The sequence below is a fragment of the Bacillota bacterium genome, assembly GCA_033549065.1.
Lineage (GTDB): Bacteria > Bacillota > Dethiobacteria > DTU022 > DTU022 > JAWSUE01.
Genome location: JAWSUE010000007.1, coordinates 114,456 through 129,389, shown reverse-complemented (window position 1 = coordinate 129,389; position 14,934 = coordinate 114,456). Strand labels below are relative to the sequence as shown.

17 protein-coding genes and 2 pseudogenes are annotated in these 14,934 nt (G+C 42.8%); 8 read left to right on the top strand and 11 right to left on the bottom strand.

The annotated features are described in order from the left end of the window. Position 1 precedes the first annotated feature (1 nt). Positions 2–610, top strand: coding sequence for a Yip1 family protein (locus tag SCJ97_06535; GenBank protein MDW7739697.1), 609 nt, complete (start codon positions 2–4; stop codon positions 608–610). Positions 611–650: 40 nt separating this feature from the next. On the opposite strand, the gene SCJ97_06530 is transcribed toward SCJ97_06535, so the two are convergent. The 8 genes from SCJ97_06530 to SCJ97_06495 all read right to left on the bottom strand — a co-directional run bounded on the left by SCJ97_06530 (position 651) and on the right by SCJ97_06495 (position 5,790). Further along, entirely contained in the window at positions 651–920 is a 270-nt protein-coding gene (locus SCJ97_06530; GenBank protein ID MDW7739696.1) for a DUF1905 domain-containing protein, read from the bottom strand. 37 nt (positions 921–957) lie between these two features. Next, a complete protein-coding gene (locus SCJ97_06525) occupies positions 958–1,158 on the bottom strand; it encodes an SHOCT domain-containing protein (protein MDW7739695.1) in 201 nt (66 codons plus the stop codon). Positions 1,159–1,352: 194 nt separating this feature from the next. Continuing rightward, positions 1,353–2,717, bottom strand: a complete 1,365-nt coding sequence (locus SCJ97_06520; GenBank protein MDW7739694.1) for a radical SAM protein — start codon at positions 2,715–2,717, stop codon at positions 1,353–1,355. Between the two features lie 187 nt (positions 2,718–2,904). Beyond that, positions 2,905–3,612 carry a TetR family transcriptional regulator gene (locus tag SCJ97_06515; GenBank protein MDW7739693.1) on the bottom strand — a complete coding sequence of 236 codons (708 nt, stop codon included), beginning with the start codon at positions 3,610–3,612 and terminating at the stop codon, positions 2,905–2,907. Positions 3,613–3,770: 158 nt separating this feature from the next. Continuing rightward, entirely contained in the window at positions 3,771–3,977 is a 207-nt protein-coding gene (locus tag SCJ97_06510) for a helix-turn-helix transcriptional regulator (GenBank protein ID MDW7739692.1), read from the bottom strand. A 14-nt stretch (positions 3,978–3,991) separates the two neighbouring features. Further along, on the bottom strand, positions 3,992–4,576 hold the full coding sequence (locus SCJ97_06505; protein ID MDW7739691.1) for a DUF2975 domain-containing protein: 585 nt from the start codon (positions 4,574–4,576) through the stop codon (positions 3,992–3,994). A gap of 198 nt (positions 4,577–4,774) precedes the next feature. Then, positions 4,775–5,263 carry a permease gene (locus SCJ97_06500; GenBank protein MDW7739690.1) on the bottom strand — a complete coding sequence of 163 codons (489 nt, stop codon included), beginning with the start codon at positions 5,261–5,263 and terminating at the stop codon, positions 4,775–4,777. Beyond that, positions 5,263–5,790, bottom strand: a complete 528-nt coding sequence (locus SCJ97_06495) for a hypothetical protein (GenBank protein MDW7739689.1) — start codon at positions 5,788–5,790, stop codon at positions 5,263–5,265. The genes SCJ97_06500 and SCJ97_06495 overlap by 1 nt, the downstream gene beginning before the upstream one ends. 218 nt (positions 5,791–6,008) lie before the next feature. Here SCJ97_06495 and SCJ97_06490 point away from each other — a divergent pair, with 218 nt between their 5' ends. After that, complete coding sequence (locus tag SCJ97_06490; protein ID MDW7739688.1) at positions 6,009–6,473, top strand: C-GCAxxG-C-C family protein; 465 nt, start codon at positions 6,009–6,011, stop codon at positions 6,471–6,473. A 44-nt stretch (positions 6,474–6,517) separates the two neighbouring features. Here the strand turns inward: SCJ97_06490 and SCJ97_06485 are convergent, their stop codons facing one another. After that, positions 6,518–7,087 carry a DNA-3-methyladenine glycosylase I gene (locus SCJ97_06485; GenBank protein MDW7739687.1) on the bottom strand — a complete coding sequence of 190 codons (570 nt, stop codon included), beginning with the start codon at positions 7,085–7,087 and terminating at the stop codon, positions 6,518–6,520. Positions 7,088–7,308: 221 nt separating this feature from the next. Here SCJ97_06485 and SCJ97_06480 point away from each other — a divergent pair, with 221 nt between their 5' ends. Beyond that, complete coding sequence (locus tag SCJ97_06480; GenBank protein ID MDW7739686.1) at positions 7,309–8,337, top strand: alcohol dehydrogenase catalytic domain-containing protein; 1,029 nt, start codon at positions 7,309–7,311, stop codon at positions 8,335–8,337. A gap of 14 nt (positions 8,338–8,351) precedes the next feature. Next, a complete protein-coding gene (locus SCJ97_06475) occupies positions 8,352–10,022 on the top strand; it encodes a thiamine pyrophosphate-binding protein (GenBank protein MDW7739685.1) in 1,671 nt (556 codons plus the stop codon). A 153-nt stretch (positions 10,023–10,175) separates the two neighbouring features. Here SCJ97_06475 and SCJ97_06470 read toward each other — a convergent pair whose 3' ends face one another. After that, complete coding sequence (locus SCJ97_06470) at positions 10,176–11,213, bottom strand: nitrogen fixation protein NifH (protein ID MDW7739684.1); 1,038 nt, start codon at positions 11,211–11,213, stop codon at positions 10,176–10,178. 111 nt (positions 11,214–11,324) lie between these two features. After that, complete coding sequence (locus SCJ97_06465; protein MDW7739683.1) at positions 11,325–12,167, bottom strand: aldo/keto reductase; 843 nt, start codon at positions 12,165–12,167, stop codon at positions 11,325–11,327. A gap of 310 nt (positions 12,168–12,477) precedes the next feature. Here SCJ97_06465 and SCJ97_06460 point away from each other — a divergent pair, with 310 nt between their 5' ends. The 4 genes and pseudogenes from SCJ97_06460 to SCJ97_06445 all read left to right on the top strand — a co-directional run bounded on the left by SCJ97_06460 (position 12,478) and on the right by SCJ97_06445 (position 14,930). Further along, a complete protein-coding gene (locus tag SCJ97_06460; protein MDW7739682.1) occupies positions 12,478–14,142 on the top strand; it encodes a carbon starvation protein A in 1,665 nt (554 codons plus the stop codon). A 148-nt stretch (positions 14,143–14,290) separates the two neighbouring features. After that, a pseudogene (locus tag SCJ97_06455) lies at positions 14,291–14,419 on the top strand (flavodoxin family protein). Positions 14,420–14,459: 40 nt separating this feature from the next. Further along, positions 14,460–14,591, top strand: a complete 132-nt coding sequence (locus SCJ97_06450; protein ID MDW7739681.1) for a hypothetical protein — start codon at positions 14,460–14,462, stop codon at positions 14,589–14,591. A gap of 12 nt (positions 14,592–14,603) precedes the next feature. After that, positions 14,604–14,930: pseudogene (locus tag SCJ97_06445) on the top strand (redoxin domain-containing protein). Positions 14,931–14,934 lie beyond the last annotated feature (4 nt).

Sequence of the window (14,934 nt, the reverse complement as noted above, 5' to 3'; positions counted from 1 at the left end):
TATGTTTGATAAAATAATCAACTGGCTATCCGGTGTCATTACTATGCCGGTTGCAACATTAAATGAGGTTGCAAAGGAAAAGCCGGCAGGTTTGGCTTTCCTGGTATATACATTTGTACTGATTTTAACTTCAATAGTTGCAGTCTATAGCGGGGCTCAATTTAGCAGTTATGAAAACTCCATGCTTGAAATCGGTTTTCAATTTCCCTTGTACTATATTGCACTGGCAATGATTCCCTTTGGGATTATTTCACTATTTATATCTACTCTCTTGATCCATCTTTTCGCCCGCCTTTTCGGCGGCAAGGGTCAATATTGGAATCTATTCTCTGCGTATGCCTTTGCTAACTTTCCAATGATTATTAATGTTCCTATTTCCTTTTTACTGGGTTTTTTAGGTATCGTCGGCGGCATACTCAGCGGTCTCTTCGGCTTTGCATTATCGATCTGGATTCTTGTCTTACAAGTTATTGCAATACGTGAAAGTCATAGCCTTTCAACAGGTATGAGTATCCTTACTTATTTAATTCAGGTTGTGATTCTATTCGCTGCTGTTATTCTTGTTATCATTGCTGCAGTATTTACATATATTGGAGCAATGCAATTATAAGATCAATAAATCATTTCTCTTTAAAGGTATGAAATTATTATCAGGTATTTCTTTCTTTGATAGTAACTTTAACAATATCTCCAGCTTGTTTTCCAATTTTCGCCCGAATGTCTTTTCTAACTCCGATAATATGGCAGGGTGTTTTCATCCTGACGAGACTGCCTTGATATGGCTCTCCATCAAATGTGGCATATACAGGAACCCTGCCTTTACCGAATTCTGTTTTTACATCAAAAGGAATTTCTATATAGGCACCATCAATATCAGGAACTTTTATAAGGATTGCTTCAAATTCATATATTTTGCTCATAAAAGGCTCCTTTAAAATAATTTACCCGGCAAATGAATCATTCCTTCATGTCTTCCAGCATCTGTTTGTACTCTTCTCTTGAAATTTCTCCTTTTGCATATCTTTCCTTAATTATTTCAGCTGCCTTATTGTTACTCTCAACCTTGCTTCCAATTGAACTTTGCGGCTTATTATTTGATATAACTAAGTATATAACCAAGCCTATAATAGCCAATAAAACCAACCATCCAAATATCATCGATAATACCCCCCATGAAGATCCCCAGTTCCACCAATGCATCATATTTAACTACCTCCTTTCTTTCTAAGACTTCACAACATTATTAATGGTTCCGCCTGCAATATAGATATTCTAATACATAAAAATGTTGTCAACAACCCCGTCCCCCTGACAGCAAACACTACCATTAAGATAGGAGTTATTTAGAACACTTATTTAACCTGTGCAAGGCTTCTGCTTTTTTCCCTCTCTGCTTTAACTACTGCTGCTTCATTTTTCCAGCAAGCTGAAAGGTGATCCAGATATTCAGCTACTGAACCTTTAAGAATATCATCAGCACCAGTATGAGTGGGGCGGGCACCACTTTCTTTTACTATATCCCTTAACATCTGGGGATTGTCAATAATCGGGCAGGGTGCCAGATGGTTATCGCAAAACGGCTGCCTTTTCTGGAATGATATGAACAGCGGATTACCGAGAACTTCCTTGATACTTTTACCTCGTATATTATCAACTGCAAAGTGCGCAAAAGCACAGGGTTCAATATCCCCGGAAGCGTTTATATGAAAATACATCCTGCCGCCGGCTATACAGCCCCTGGTCGACTCGCCATCGTTCCAGAAATCGGCAATCATAATTGGTTTTTCTTTACGTAACTGAGGTACCCTTCGGGCCAGCCAGCCCCTCTGCTCCGCGGTAAGCATTAAACTTGTATCGGGATCGCGACCGACCGGAACATAGTGGAAAGACCATTCGTAAACTGCTCCTTTATCGACGAGGAAATCAATATATTCGTCGCTGAAAAGCACATCAACATTATAGCGGGTAGCCGTAACAGAAGTTCCGAAGAAAACGCCTCTCTCCCGGAGCAAATCCATCGCTTTCATTACTTTATCAAAGGTTCCTTTTCCTCTCCGGTCATCAGTCTGTTCCCGCCAGCCTTCCAGGCTGAAAGCCGGAGAAAAATTGGCCAGTTCTGCAAGACGATCTGCAACTTTTTCATCAATCAGCGTACCGTTTGTATAGGCCATAAAACTCATGTCGGGATGATCAGCGACCACATCGAGAAGCGGTTTATAGGCAAATGGTTCCCCACCGGAAAATACGATCCAGTAGATTCCTAGCTCTTTCGCTTCCCTTAAAATCCGATTGAGTAATTCTGGTTCAAGACTATTTGATTTACTATATTCACCAGCCCAGCAACCTTCACAGCGTAGATTACAGGCTGAAGTTGGATCAACCAGAATTAAGTTTGGTACATTTACTCCAAGCTCTTCAGTAAATTTTTCCCTCACCGCTTTTCCGGCCAGTTCATGGTTGGCAACCCAATTAACCATAAATTTGGAAAGCATTTTTGGATTTTTGGCCAGCCGCTTTGCCTGTTCGAAAATAACCGGGTTTGACCTGAAGTGTTCCCGTATGCTTTGTATATTCTCTTTATGCAAAGGTTGTGTTGCTACTTTTTCGGCGAAATCGAGCATGGTATAGATGTTTTGTTCGGGGTTTTGTGAAACATAATGGGTTGCTTTATCCAGGGCGAATTCGGCTGCCGCTTTCTTAACCGACTCAAAACTCATTTTAAACCCTCCTTAGGTTTAAATCTTTAAGTACGGATTCCTGAATGTGTCCTTACGACTCTTTTTTTTCATGTCATTGGGATCACCCTCTTAATATTTAACCAAACGTTTAGTTAAATTCTTGAAAATTTTTTTGTGGAATCCTTTTTTAATTATTTGTTGACTATAGTGGCAGTAAAAATGCTTCTTATGGGAGTGTGCCTGTTATCAATATGTCATTACCTTTGACAAACATTTGCGAGAGTAGTTGGTAGTTTTTTATGAATAAATCGCGAAGTTCTTTTTCTTCGATTGACTTTAGCTTCAACCAATCATCGAAAAATGTAGCCAAGCTTAATATCGGTATGAGGCCGAAGAAAAATTTAAACATTACCACTTCATTTGTTATTGTAAAATCATCGTCGGCATTTTTTATTATTTTATATAGTGGGTTTGAATCTCTGCTTTCTAACATCTCCATGAACCTGAATACATTAAATGGGTGTTTACGGTGTTTGAGAGATTCCAGCATCATGATTCGGAAAACATCTCTTCTTTCTATTACGTAATCGATCATCCTTTCGTAATAAGTATTGATATTTTGGAGGAAGAAGTCCATTGCTGCCTTATCGCTAAAATGGAAGCGATCTTCCTCGATATCCAAATCTCCTTCCTGGATCATCCTGACAACATTATTGCGAATAAAGCCCATGGCTAATTCTTTAATGTCATTAAAAAGATTTTCCAGAAGGTAATCCAGTATAGCTTCCTTGTTTTTAAAATAATAGTAGATCAGCGCCTTGTTTACTTTTGCTGCTTCGGAGATTTCATTAACCCGTGTCCCATCGTATCCTTTCTCAGAAAACAGGGCAATGGAGGCTTTGATGATCCTTTCTTTCGCTTCATCTCTTACCACGGGTTCCAATGTATCGGTTACCCTCCTGACTAACCATTTATTTAACTTGATTATAAAACCCGCTGACTCTGATGTCAATCTAAAGGAATTAGCAACATGGTCGGTTGGGCTGAAGAGCATTACGCCCGCTGGTAGTTAGCTAATCGTTTTTTGGATAGTCAATCTGCTTTATATTCCAACAGATCGCCAGGTTGGCAGTTCAATTCACGGCAGAGGGCTTCCAGGGTTGAAAACCGGACAGCCCTCACTTTCCCTGTTTTGAGTAGCGAAAGGTTAGACAAGGTTATGCCTACTTTTTCAGCCAGTTCGGTAAGTGAAATCTTGCGATCGGCCATAATGCGATCAAGGCGAACTATGATTGCCACCGACATTTCCTCCTTTACACCGTCAGGTCTTGTTCCTCTTGTAACCTCGATCCATGTTTAAATACTTCGGCGAGTATTAAAACAAGAGCCCCGATTAGAATTCCGCTAAAATCTTCGAGACGAATATTGGCATAAAGTTCAAGACCTGGCAGGTTGACTGTACTGCTGAAGTATAGGCCAATTAACATATTTAATACAGCCCTGATTATAGTAGCGGCAATGATCGAGTATCCAATAACGGCAATTCTTCTGGCATTATCAATTGTGAAAGGTGTTTCATCAACCAGGGTTGCTAAAATTTTTCTCAACTGATAGATCACCAGAAGCCCTATAGCCAAAAGCGGTAACACCAGGGCAAACTGGTATATAAATAGCTTTTGGGCATCGGTTTGTGTAAACCCTTCATTAAAGCTGAATGCAATACCCGGAGTTTCGATTCTAAGCATTACATTTTCTCCAAATACCTGGGGATTTATAAAAAACAAGTAGATTTGTCCGATAAATAGAACTATGGTAAATATAATCCCCAGGTACCAGGCAGCTCCAAGCAATGATTTTATTAATGAGGCTGCTGATTTTTCTCCAGTGTATTTAACCATCATGATCACTCCAATCTATTTATTTCAACACAACTATATCACGATATTTATTGTTAGTCAATAAATATTATATGTTTTACAAAAATAATTATCTGTAATTCACAAAATAGGGCTAAAGTAACTATCAGAGATTTCAGAGGATATATGATTTAAGAAGCCGGGGGAAAGTGTGAAACATGCAAGAGCTTGGTTTGAATCTTATAAAAGGAACACCTCAATAAGGTGAGCCAGTATGCCTACTAGTAAACATAATGGAATGCTTATTGCCATCCTGGTTAATGTAAAACGTAATCCAAGCACTCCCATTTCAAAAGGAAAGCGGGACAATCCGAGGAGCATCCATCCGGTAACCAAGGCCACGGTTGTACCCAAACCTGCTCCGGCACCCTGAATGGAAGAGATAATCGGGAATGAGGCGTAAGGGCCCATTGCTAAAATCATTCCGCCAATAGTCCCAAGAATTACGCCTCTGACGCCGGCTTCGCTGGCCAGCCATTGTCTGACGAACGCTTCCGGAATTAACGCTTCAAGCATACCGGCAAGAATAAAAGCCGCTACGAGTACAGGCAAAACAGCTAAGAACTGTTTCGCACCCTGAATTAATCCCTCTAAATGCTTGCCGCTTTTTAAGTTAAGAAAGAAAAAAACCAAAGCCAAAATGGCGAGGACCAGCGTAGCAGTAAACATTAGCCTTCCTCCTTTTGAAAGTAGCCGGCAGTAGTCAGGTTTGAATCAATCCTGTAGTAAAGGTATCCCACGATAAATGGCAGCGGAAAGGTCAGGATGTTACGAATAAGGGCAACTGTAGGGTTGATCAGGCTAATTTCCATGGGCAAACGCGTAACATCATAAATGATCTTGCCGAAGATAAATGAGTTAAAAAGATAAAAGGGAATTGCTTTTCCCTTAAATCCCGAAATGAATGGGTAGAAGACATAAGGACCACCGGGGAAAAGTCCCCCGATAATTGCCCCTGATATAATTCCTTTCATACCTGAAAACTTTTTAAAAACGCCACCGATATCCGTCTTTGACAAGAAAACCCCGATTTGCCCGGTCAGAATAAAAGCGATAATGATCATGGGCAGTGCATTCATCAGGGTTTGCCGGCTTATAGTCAGGCCTTCAGAAACAAGATAAGAACCTTCGGTAAGATAGGCAATAAGAATTGCAACGGCGGCAGCTACGCTTACACCAACCAGAGTTCCCTTCATGCTTGTCTCATCCTTTATTCTCAGACTGAGTTACTTATTTCTGACAGTTTAACTAAATAAGCATCGACATGAAGCCTAGTATATCTAAAATCCTGGTTAGCCAGATAGATATGATATTTGATATACTTATCTAGCTTTATTATTTACAATAGTACCTATAAGAAATTGTGTCAAGTCAACCAAATCATATTTAACGCCAGGCCAAAAGGAGATAAACTATGAAAAAGACTGATGCTGCTGTACAAAGTTTTGCAAATGGATTCCTCTGTTCTCAGGCACTTTTTTCCACCTACTGCGAAGAGCTTGGGCTGGACCCTGAGAAGGCTTTGAAAATTGCCTGCGGCTTCGGCAGCGGGATGAGTTACACTGCAGGAACCTGTGGCGCTGTTACCGGGGCATACATGTTGATTGGGCTGAAGCACGGCAAAATAGCTGCCGACGACAACAACGCCAAGGATGAAACTTATGCATTGATTCAGGAATTCACCCGTAGATTCAAAGAAAAGTACGGCTCAGTACAGTGTAAAGACTTACTCGGATGTGATATAAGCAATCCCGAAGTACTTCAGGAAGCAAAAGATAAACAGCTCTTCACATCAGTCTGCCATGATATAGTAAGGAGCGCTGCTGAAATTGTGGAGAACCTTCTTGAATTAGGAGACTCCGATACAACCTGTAGCTAATACGGAGACATTACTTCAATAACTATAACTAACTTTCTTGGCACTTACCTGTGGGATACAAGTTCCTGGTAACGAAAACAGCTAACCAGGTGATCGTTGATCAGCCCTGTCGCCTGAAGATGTGAATAGATTATTGTCGGTCCTATAAATTTAAAACCTCTTTTTTTGAGATCTCGGCTCATCTGTTCGGACAGGGAAGTTTGCGCAGGTATTTCAGAAATGTCCTCCCAATGACCAATTAGCGGTTTGCCGTCAACAAAATTCCACAGGTAATTGGAAAAGCTGCCGAACATATCACAAACTTCCAGGTATCGCCGCGCATTATTAATAGATGATTCAATCTTTAGCCTGTTCCGGATAATTCTTTTATCTTGCATCATCTCCTCAATTTTAGTGTCATCAAACCGGGCAACCTTAAACGGATCAAAATCTTCATAAATCCGGCGATAATCCTCGCGACGGCGAAGAATGGTCAACCAGCTTAACCCGGCCTGCGCCGATTCAAGGACCAGGAACTCGAAGTGACGTTGATCGCTATAAACCGGCACCCCCCATTCTTCATCGTGATACTTAACATAAAGTGGATCATCTCCACACCAGGGGCAGCGCAAAATTTTAGACATTTAAGAACCACCACCAATCTGTCAACAGAAACCATATTTTATTTATATGAAATATTATATGGCACCACTGACGAGTGTGCAATTTAAGATTCAGAAAGCAAACTAATTGTTTAAATTTTGCATTACTTGTGATATGCTTTTAAATAATCTTATAATTGCAAATACTACTTTTCCCTTGTTAACCATGTAGTCCATTTTATACATAAAGGTGGGTGAATATATTGCGGGCAGCCATTCTTAACGGTGTGGAAGAACTATGTCTCATCGATAAGCCACGCCCTGTCCCGGCTGCAGGTGAAGTGCTGGTTCGTGTTGAGTATTGCGGTATCTGCGGTTCAGATTTACATGCTTACAAGAGCGGTCTTTTCCCTTTTGGTATGACTATTGGCCATGAATATGCCGGAATAATTGAAGAAGTTGGACCGGACGTGGATCATCTTGTTCAGGGACAAAAAGTAACCGGCACAGCTTCAATTGCCTGTAACAGCTGTTTTTCATGCCTGTCAGGCCGGGACAATATATGCGAAACAATGAATATTGTCGGAGTTACCAGGGAAGGTGCCATGGCTGACTATTTACTGGCACCGCAAGAGAGCATTGTCGTTATACCTGAATCCATGCCCATTGAAATGGGTGCCCTGGCTGAACCGTACAGTGTAGCACTGCATGCGGTTAAACTGATTAAAGCTTCTACAGATCAGGCTGCTATTATCCTTGGGGCAGGTGCGATCGGACTTTGCCTGCTGGCCGAGCTGAAGAGGCGCGGCCTGGGGAAAATTTATGTTATCGATCTTAACGATGAACGATTGAAGACTGCTGAAGAAATGGGAGCAACAGCAACAATTAATCCGGGAATCGAATCTCTTGAGAAGAAAGTAAATGAACTAACTTCGGGCACAGGTGCTGAATTGGTTTTTGAGTGTGTGGGAATTCCGGACACCATCAAAGAAACAGTAAACCTGGCCCGCCAGGGCGGCTCGGTTGTTGTGCTCGGCATCTGTGAAATACCGGTAGACCTCTTCTTCTTAGGCCTGGTTACCAGGGAAATACAGATCAGGACTTCTTACGGCTCTACAGCAGATGAGTTCCGGGAAGCGTTAAGTATAATTGCAGCAGATCCGGGAGCGTTGGAACCGCTTGTTAATAAAGTTATAAATCTGGAGAAGCTGGTTGAGGATGGGTTTAAACCTCTATTCGATAAGTGCTGCCCGGATATAAAAGTACTGGTTAGAATAAATTAATAAGGAGGATTATTATGGCACGTATTAATGGCGGACACCTGGCAGTAAAATATTTAAAGGAAGTTGAAGATGTTGAAATAGTTTTCGGTATCTCGGGAGGTCACATTGAATCCCTGCTGGATGGATTCACCGAATACGGGATCCGGACAATCGATGTCCGGCATGAACAGGCAGCAGTAATGGCGGCCGAAGCCTGGTCCATATACACGGGAAAAACCGGTGTCTGTTTTCTGACAGCCGGCCCCGGTTTTACAAACGGGTTAACCGGAATCGTAAATGCAAGCCTTGATAATACACCATTGGTTATCCTCAGTGGAAGACATGCCCTGCGGGATGAGCTTAAAGGAGCCCTGCAGGAGATGAACCAGATCGATATGATCAAACCGGTAACCAAATGGTGCGCGACCTGTTACGATGCCAAACGAATTCCGGAATACCTATCGATTGCTTTCCGCAAAGCAAAAGAAGGGCGGCCCGGACCTGTTTTCCTCGAACTACCACCGGATGTATTGAACATTTCTGTTGATGAAAGTGAAGCACCCTTTCCTCCAAGACCGGATGGCCGGTATATAGTGCGCCCGGACAAAAATTCACTGGCTAAGGCAGCAGAGATGATCAATAGCGCCAAACAGCCCCTGTTCATTGGTGGCAGCGGAGTCGGGTTCAGTAGCTGTTCACCTGTATTGAAAAAGTTCATTGAACAAAGCGGAATACCTTTTATGCTGCTTAATTACGGCAGGGGTGAACTTGCCGACGACCATCCTCAGTCAATCTGGGATTGCGGTTATATCGGCATGATGTCTGCTACCCCCCAGGCAGATGTTATTATTGCCGCCGGAATCAGGTTTAACTGGCTGCTTCAATCGGGCAATTTGATCCCACCTTCTGCAAAGGTCATCAGGATTGATATTGAAGCCAGCGAACTTGATCGAAATCGTTCGGCTGATGTGGGATTAATGGGAGATATTGCAGCAACTTTGGAAGAACTGATTCCCCTGACTGAGAAAAAGGACCACACCGCTTGGCTACAGTCGATCAGGGAGTCCAGTCAGGCTATGCTCGATTACGAGCTTCAAATGCGCAGTTCCCCATCTGATCCAATCCACCCGGTCCGCCTGGCAGCAAAAATTCAGGAATATGCAGGGAAAGATGCCTATTATATTGCCGATGGAGGAGACACCGTTTATTTCGGGCTTACCGGATTTATGTCTAAACTGAAAGCCGGTGTGATTGGCTCCGCCGCCGGGTTGTTCGGCTGTCTGGGTACAGGAATCCCCTTTGCCATGGCCGCCAAACTGGCTAATCCGGACAAGAAGGTCCTGCTTTTGAATGGGGATGGTTCATTTGGCTTTAATGCCATGGAATTTGATACCATGGTCCGCCATAATATACCCATAGTTTGCATTATCAATAATGATTGCGCCTGGGGAATGATCAAGCACGGCCAGGAAATGTCGATTGGCGCGGACCGCCTGCAATGCGCCGAACTTGGCCTGCGCCGTTACGAGAAAGTTGTGGAAGGACTGGGAGGCCACGGAGAATATGTGACCGAAGATGCTGAGATTATTCCGGCCATTGAGAGAGCTTTTGCCTCAGGGAAACCTGCTGTGGTCAACGTAGTAACAGATCCGACCGTAACCAGCCTGATCACACCGTTCTTTTCCCAGTCATTGAAAATGGAGTAAGCTGTTTACTGGACACTTTTACCCACAAGACAGGAAAGAGGCTGCCGGTTATTTGAGCAGCCTCTTATTTTAATAAAAACTGGTCTAAGGCATCATATGGTCACACTGAAGATTCTACTTTTCTGTCAATGCGCCAGTCAGTCCAACTTCCTCTCAAAATATTTTTTTGGTTTTGTTCGAAAAGGAGTCCTTTATAACCCGGGCCGCTCTCAGGGTGACCCACTTGTTTGGCTGCTTCTTCGGGCCGAAATCAACCCAGGTTTTACCCGGGTAATCATAATCTATAGCCCATCGGCCTTCATTATCCTGTTTATCACGAATGTATTTTAATGCGTTCGCTAATCTTTGGTCCCTTCCAAATCCCAGGTTAACCAGGGCTTCAACATTTTGCAGAAGATCGGTAACATAGAAAACAGGAAATCCGAATTTCCACCAGTTACCGCTCGGTTTTTCGTTCCATCCGGAAGGGTAGGTGGAATCTACCGGATCTACGCTGAAGAGAAACTCGATCCCTTTTTCAATTGCCCTTTCAATTAAAGGTGTCCGCTGGCTAAGTGGTAATTTACCAAAGGCAAGCATTACCTTTACTGCGCCCCAGGCACAGGCTTCTTTATTGTTTGCTCCGCAAAGGAAACCGGGGCCATATTTACCCGAATAATATCTGAGTGCAGCTTTTTTATCTTCCATGGGCGCAACCCCTTCTCCGGTTACACTGCGGGCCATCCACTCAAATGCGTTTTCCAATCGAGGATCGTTATAACCCAGATCTATCATGGATGCACACATATTTCCCTGCAGACAGTCTACCGTGCTTGAAGGGGTTCCTGATGCGCTGAATTGTCCATGTTCTGTGAGGGCATTCTCAATTAAATAACGACAGGCTTTTTCAATACGCTGATCAAAGCTAATTAAAGCTCCCAACTGAGCCAAAAGGATTAGTGACCAGACTGAGCTGCGGTATTTTGGATTATATCCCGGACCCGGTGTTACCCAGTAACCATCATTATTCATCTGTTCTAAAATAATTGAAATCGGCCCAACTGAATGGGCCTTTTCACAGGCAGAGATCAAATCGGAATCACCCGATGGTAGTTCAAGCAGATCCCGCATGGCAAGATAACGGACACCGGGTTCGTTCTCATCCAGAAGCCAGGAGAGTGTATCACCCTTTAACTGATCCTTCCAAGACATTTTTTCTGCCACCTTTTCTTATTTCAAGCTGTTCTCGTCAATAATATAAATATACAAAAGGTTTTCTGCAAAGGAGTTTTGCTTCCTTTTTTTTCAGCAGCATGATAAATTTTACCACTCGTGTTTGAAAAAATTAGCTTCATAGGAGTAAGGTTTGGTCATCGATTCGATCTGTTTAATTTCATCTTCTGATAAATTGTTAAATTCTGCAGTGATGCGGGCATTTTCGTCAACCTCTTCAATTTTTGATATACCCACGATTGCTGTACTCACAGGGAAGGTAAGAGTGTAGCTTAAAGCCTGTTTCATAGAAGTAATACCGCCGGAATGGAAGATACGCTTCACTGCTGTAACCTTCATCGCAATCACGCCCATTCCCATTTCAACTGCTTCGGGTAAAAGTTTATTTTGAAAGGGAATGTCATGAATATCACCGGCATTGATCGGGATCAGCAGGCAGTCGAAGGGATATTCCTTGATTCCCTTTAAAAGCAAATCCGGATCTTTGTGCCCTGTTATGCCAATAAACCGGACCACCTTTTGCTCACGAAGTTTTTCAAGTGCTTTGAGTGCCCCGTCATTTGAAAATGCCCTTTTCAAATCATCTTCATTTTGCATGTCGTGGAGTTGGTAAAGATCAAGATAGTCAGTGCGAAGTTTTTTCAGGCTTCTCTCCAGCTTACGCATCGTTCCATCGTAAGAGCGATCGCCTGTTTTGGTAGCCAGAAAAACTTTATTCCTTCGGTATGCCATCACCCGGCCAATATTCTTTTCACTACCTCCTGCCCCATATGTTGGCGCAGTATCAATATAATTTACTCCAAGGTCGATTGCCCGGTTAATTATTTTCTCTGCTTCTTCTGCGTGGCCGGTCTGTTCCAGGATTGACTCACCACCAAGACTGAAGATCGATACCTCATAACCGGTTTTCCCAAGAGCTCTTCTGGGAATCATCGTGCTCCCTCCCTTGACTTTCCGCTTAACGGTATTATAACCTATTTCCTGTTTGAGCCTAGATTAAGAGTCTAATAAACACGATATTTCCAATATTATCTATTGACTGTTTATTCTGCTTATGCTAACATGTGAGAAAATTGTATAAACTTTAGCTGCAGATAAACCAATCAATCACCATTATTCTCATCATTAATTAATCTACAAGTAAACTTACCAAGGAGGTGATCTATGATATAGATCACAGGGTTATTGCTTTGCTGTTTAGGAGGAACGTAGGTTCATTATTAACAGAAATAGGAGGACATCAATGAACGGATTATACTTTGTTATTTTCGCGGTGGTCCTTTACTACCTCGCAATGAAGTATTATGCCACGTTTTTATCTAAGAGAATCTGGAAATTAAATCCTAATACTGTAACACCGGCTGTGCGATTGGATGATGGCTTCGAATACGTCCCAACGGATAAATATGTCGTATTCGGCCATCATTTTACATCTATTGCCGGTGCTGCGCCAATTGTTGGCGCTTCAGTAGCAGCTATTTGGGGTTGGCTTCCTGCCCTGCTATGGTTGGTACTGGGAACTATTTTCATCGGTGCCGTCCATGACTTAGGAGCACTGGTCACATCGCTTCGCCATGATGGTCGGGGTATAGCTGATTACTTAAAAGAACTCTTAGGGACAAAGGCAGTTGCATTAATGTACATAGTTGTTTTCTTTCTTCTTGTACTTGTCACTGCGGTTTTTGTTCATTTAATTGCTACTCTGGCAGCAGCTTTCCCCGCTGCAGTTTATTCTGTGTGGGTTGAAATTCCCCTGGCTATGATTATTGGCATTAGCATCCGGAAAAACTGGAAGATAAACCTCTACCTTGCAACCGGAATTGCCCTGGTAATTATGTATGCTCTGATCTACGTTGGAACTCTTTACCCATTACAGCTCGACTACTGGACCTGGGTATACATCCTGCTCGGCTATATTATCATTTCTACTCGGTTGCCTGTCTGGCTCCTGGTTCAACCCAGGGACTTTATCAACGCTTATCAGTTGGTAATTATGCTGGCTGTAATCTCTGTTGGCGTGATCGCCCTCTTCCTGACTGGTGGAGGCCAAGTAGTTGCTCCGGCTGTAAATCTCAATCCTCCAGGTGCACCTCCAATCTGGCCATTCGTAATGATAACAATAGCTTGTGGTGCTACTTCCGGATGGCACTCAATTGTTGGCAGTGGGACCACGCCCAAGCAGATTAAAAAAGAAACCGATGCTACATTTGTCGGTTACGGCGGAATGGTTGGTGAGGGTTATCTTTGTTTGATAGCCTTGCTCTGCGCTGTAGTCGGTTTGGGTGCTGCTGGTTACTCTGAAATGTACTCCGCATGGGGTGTAGCAGCCTGGACTACAGTTTGGGCTAGAGGTGGAGCTACATTCCTTGAACCAATTGGTTTTCCACTGATTCTCGGGACAGCTTTTATGGCGGTTGTAGTCAAGAGTTTTGCTATGACCACACTTGATTCAGCAATGCGTTTTACAAGAATTGCATTCGCTGAAAGTTCCCAGACTTTTGGAATGCCGAAAATTTTTGCTGACAGAACTGTTTCGATTATACCTGGTTTTGTAGTTGTCGCTATTCTCTGTTTTTCTGGTTATGGAATGATACTCTGGCCGCTGTTTGGTGCAACAAACCAGATCCTAGCCGGCTTAGCCTTGCTGGCTTCAGCTGTATTTCTTAAAATGCTGGGTAGGCCGACCAAAACATATATAATCCCATTCTTCATTATGATCATCACCTCAATGACAGCACAGGGCTGGATGATTGTCAATTCATATATCCCAGCTGGCCAGTGGCTGCTGGCAGCTATTGGAATAATAACATTCCTATGTGGTGTCGGCATCTTGATCATCGGTTACAACACCTGGAAAAATAAACTGCGCTCTATACCTGATGAAGAAGATTTTCGTTTGGAAGCTTGAGTTGATAGTGCATAAATCTATTTCTTATTTAGTAACACTTGATAGCTGTACTTAAATTTATAGCAAATTGTTCTTTTGGGGTGTCCCGGAAACATTTTCCGGTGACACCCCAAAAAATGATATTATATAGTAGGAGGGCTCTATGGTGAAAGTTGGAGTTGCGGTTATTGCCGTACGAAGAACCGGTACACTGAATGTTTTTCAGGCAATCAATAACTTTTTTCTGATCAATGAAATGATTATTCCGGGTTCGATCTACTGGAATCTGGGAATAGGCAATCTATTCTGATTATTTATTAATACGGGAGGAAAGTGCCATGCCGCAGGTTGAACTAAATATGGTTGCTCCTGATTTTAGCCTGGAAGATTTTAAAGGTAATAACATCAGGTTATCCGATTACAAAGATAAAAATCATATCCTGCTGGTATTAAACCGTGGTTTTGTCTGACCGTTTTGCCGACGGCACCTGGCGCGGCTGCGTCGGAAACACGAGCAATATGCTGAAAGGGATACTGTTATCATTTCGGTAGGACCTGAAAATGCTGAAAGCTTTCAAGAATACTGGAAGAAAAACAGCCTGCCATTTATCGGTATTCCTGATGAAAGTCATCAGATATTGAAGCTTTATGGCCAGGAGGTCAATCTCTTCAGAATGGGCAGGCAGCCCGCTCAGATGATTATCGACAAGAAGGGCATCCTGCGCTATGTCCATTACGGGCATTCAATGAGCGATATTCCGGAAAACAAAGAGATCCTGGCAATATTAGATCACCTGCAGGCTGAATAAGCAG

Excerpts from the sequence above, each read along its gene's own strand:
- SCJ97_06460 (MDW7739682.1), top strand. The coding sequence starts at position 12,478 with ATGAACGGATTATACTTTGTTATTTTCGCGGTGGTCCTTTACTACCTC.
- SCJ97_06525 (MDW7739695.1), bottom strand. The coding sequence starts at position 1,158 with ATGATATTTGGATGGTTGGTTTTATTGGCTATTATAGGCTTGGTTATA.
- SCJ97_06450 (MDW7739681.1), top strand. The coding sequence starts at position 14,460 with ATGCCGCAGGTTGAACTAAATATGGTTGCTCCTGATTTTAGCCTGGAA.
- SCJ97_06465 (MDW7739683.1), bottom strand. The coding sequence starts at position 12,167 with ATGATTCCCAGAAGAGCTCTTGGGAAAACCGGTTATGAGGTATCGATC.
- SCJ97_06520 (MDW7739694.1), bottom strand. The coding sequence starts at position 2,717 with ATGAGTTTTGAGTCGGTTAAGAAAGCGGCAGCCGAATTCGCCCTGGAT.
- SCJ97_06490 (MDW7739688.1), top strand. The coding sequence starts at position 6,009 with ATGAAAAAGACTGATGCTGCTGTACAAAGTTTTGCAAATGGATTCCTC.
- SCJ97_06530 (MDW7739696.1), bottom strand. The coding sequence starts at position 920 with ATGAGCAAAATATATGAATTTGAAGCAATCCTTATAAAAGTTCCTGAT.
- SCJ97_06505 (MDW7739691.1), bottom strand. The coding sequence starts at position 4,576 with ATGGTTAAATACACTGGAGAAAAATCAGCAGCCTCATTAATAAAATCA.
- SCJ97_06535 (MDW7739697.1), top strand. The coding sequence starts at position 2 with ATGTTTGATAAAATAATCAACTGGCTATCCGGTGTCATTACTATGCCG.
- SCJ97_06475 (MDW7739685.1), top strand. The coding sequence starts at position 8,352 with ATGGCACGTATTAATGGCGGACACCTGGCAGTAAAATATTTAAAGGAA.
- SCJ97_06495 (MDW7739689.1), bottom strand. The coding sequence starts at position 5,790 with ATGAAGGGAACTCTGGTTGGTGTAAGCGTAGCTGCCGCCGTTGCAATT.
- SCJ97_06500 (MDW7739690.1), bottom strand. The coding sequence starts at position 5,263 with ATGTTTACTGCTACGCTGGTCCTCGCCATTTTGGCTTTGGTTTTTTTC.
- SCJ97_06470 (MDW7739684.1), bottom strand. The coding sequence starts at position 11,213 with ATGTCTTGGAAGGATCAGTTAAAGGGTGATACACTCTCCTGGCTTCTG.